This is a genomic window from Candidatus Zixiibacteriota bacterium, assembly GCA_040752815.1.
Classification (GTDB): Bacteria; Zixibacteria; MSB-5A5; order GN15; family FEB-12; genus JAGGTI01.
On record JBFMGC010000105.1, the window covers coordinates 1 to 2,981 of the forward strand.

The 2,981-nt window shown below is 61.2% G+C and carries 1 protein-coding gene; it reads left to right on the forward strand.

Annotated elements, in window-relative coordinates; all coding sequences use genetic code 11:
* Window positions 1-2,981 (forward strand): hypothetical protein (locus AB1772_13295; protein ID MEW5797314.1); only part of this gene is annotated, 2,981 nt, incomplete at both ends.

Sequence of the window (2,981 nt, forward strand, 5' to 3'; positions counted from 1 at the left end):
GGTTCATCGACTACGCCGGGTGCGACATTCAGCTGGGTGGCATCGTTTGGCGGCAACATCGTCTCTGGCGCCGCGACCGCCACGCCTTTGGTAGATGCGGCTGGTACCTACACACTCACCGTAACCGATCCGGCCAACGGATGCACGGCAACCGATGTGGCGCTGGTGACATTGAACGCTGCACCGCCGAATGTCAGCGCGGGTCCCGATAAAGTTCTCACCTGTGCTGTGACCCAGATCAACCTCGCCGGTTCCTCGACGACGCCAGGTGCAACGTTCAGCTGGGCTGCTGCTGCAGGCGGGAATATTGTTTCGGGAGGCTCAACGGCGACACCGCTGGTTGACGCCGCTGGCACATACATACTAACCGTTACTGATCCAGCCAATGGTTGCACGGCGAAAGACACCGCGTTGGTAACGCTAAACGTATCTCCGCCGAATGCGAACGCCGGACCGGATAAGGTCCTGACTTGCGCCGTGACCCAGATCAATCTGGCGGGGTCTTCCTCGACACCGGGTGCCACGTTTAGCTGGGTGGCCTCAGGCGGCGGGAACATCGTGTCCGGTGCTGCGACCGCGACTCCGCTGGTCGACGCCGCTGGGACATACACACTGACTGTCACCGATCCGGTCAACGGATGCACGGCGACTGATGTCGCACTGGTGACACTCAACGTCACTCCTCCGAATGCCAATGCCGGCCCGGACAAAGTTCTTACGTGTTCGGTTACGCAGGTGAATCTGGCTGGATCGTCAACGACCCCGGGCGCAACTTTCAGTTGGGTCGCTTCCGCTGGTGGGAACATCGTGTCCGGGGCGACGACCGCGACACCGTTGGTCGACGCAGCCGGCACCTACACATTGACCGTTACTGATCCTTCGAATGGTTGCACAGCAACGGACGTGGCGCTGGTGACGATGAGCGTCACACCTCCAAATGCCAATGCTGGTCCGGACAAAGTTCTCACTTGTGCGGTTACCTCGATAAACCTGTCTGGCTCCTCGACGACGCCGGGCGCGACCTTTAGCTGGGTCGCATCGCTTGGCGGCAACATTGTATCGGGAGCTTCCACGGCGACACCGCTCGTCGACGCCGCCGGCACTTACACGCTGACGGTGACCGATCCGGTGAATGGTTGCACCGCAACCGATGTGGCGCTGGTCACTCTCAATGTGACGCCGCCGAATGCGAACGCGGGACCTGACAAAGTTCTGACCTGCACAGTGACTCAGGTGAACCTGGCGGGATCGTCCACCACGCCGGGTGCTGCCTTCAGTTGGGTGGCATCGGGCGGTGGCAACATCGTTTCAGGTGCAACAACGGCCACGCCACTGGTTAACGCCGTCGGCACCTATACGTTGACGGTGACCGATCCGGCCAATGGCTGCACCGCCACCGACGTGGCATTGGTCACGCAGAATATCACGCCGCCGAACGCCGATGCCGGAACCGACAAAGTTCTGACCTGTGCCGTAACGCAGATCAATCTCTCCGGCTCATCGACGACGCCAGGCGCTACCTTCAGTTGGGTGGCTTCGCTTGGCGGCAACATTGTATCTGGCGCTGCGACAGCGACTCCTCTGGTCGACGCGGCGGGCACTTACACCGTGACTGTTACCGACCCGGCCAATGGTTGCACCGCAACGGATGTCGCCTTGGTCACCTTGAACAACACCAAGCCGGTACTAAGCTGTTCCGGAGACGAGCTCACCTGCGACAGTCTCGAAGCCTCTGCGACCGTGACGTCCACGCCCTCGACAGGTGTGACCTACTTCTGGTATGGATCGCCGGTGAGCGGGCAGGGGACTGCGAGTGCCCGGTTCAATAGCGCCGGCACCAAGCGCGTCGTCGTCACGATCACTGCCACGGGATGCTCAGATTCGTGCGATGCCACGATCACTACAAATACCAATAACACGCACGCCGATGCGGGACCGGACAAAGTACTTACGTGCAGCGTGACACAGGTGACGTTGGATGGCTCCTCCACAACACCGGGCGCGATCTACAGTTGGGTGGCGAGCGGCGGCGGGAATATTGTTTCCGGCGCGAGCACGGCCACGCCGACAGTCGACGCCGCAGGAACCTACACACTGACAGTGACCAACCCGGCGAACGGATGCACGATCAGCGACGTGGCGCTGGTGACGCAGAACATTGCAAAGCCGAATGTCAGCGCTGGTCTGGACAAAGTGCTGACTTGCACGGTTACACAGGTCGATTTGAGCGGGTCCTCCAGCACTCCTGGTGCGACATTCTCCTGGGCAGCCACTGCCGGCGGCAACATCGTGTCGGGAGGCTCCACGGCGACACCGCTGGTTAATGCTGCGGGAACCTACATTCTGACAGTAACAGATCCTGCCAATGGTTGCACGGCGGTTGATACGGCGCTGGTCACTCAGAACATCGCCGCACCAAATGCCAACGCCGGAGCGGATCAGGTTCTCACATGCGCGGTCACGCAAATCAATCTCTCAGGGTCATCCACGACACCGGGAGCCACCTATAGTTGGGTGGCGTCCGGTGGCGGGCACATCGTGTCCGGCGCGAACACGGAGACGCCGCTGGTTGATGCCGCGGGGACCTATACCCTGACGGTTACCGATCCCTCGAACGGATGCCCGGCGAGTGACGTGGCTCTGGTCACGCTCAATGTCACTCAACCGAACGCGAATGCCGGACCGGACAAGGTGATAACCTGCGCGATTACGCAGGTGTCGCTGAGCGGCTCCTCCACCACACCAGGAGCCACATTTAGCTGGGCGGCGAGCGCTGGCGGCAATATTGTCTCCGGCGGTTCGACGGCCACGCCAGTCGTGGATGCCGCAGGTACTTATGAACTGACCGTCACCGATCCTGTCAATGGCTGCACGTCCAAAGACACCGCGCTGGTTACGGCCAATGTGACCGCGCCGAACGCCGACGCGGGTCCGGACAAAGTGCTAACCTGCATCGTGACTCAGTTGACGCTTTCGGGTTC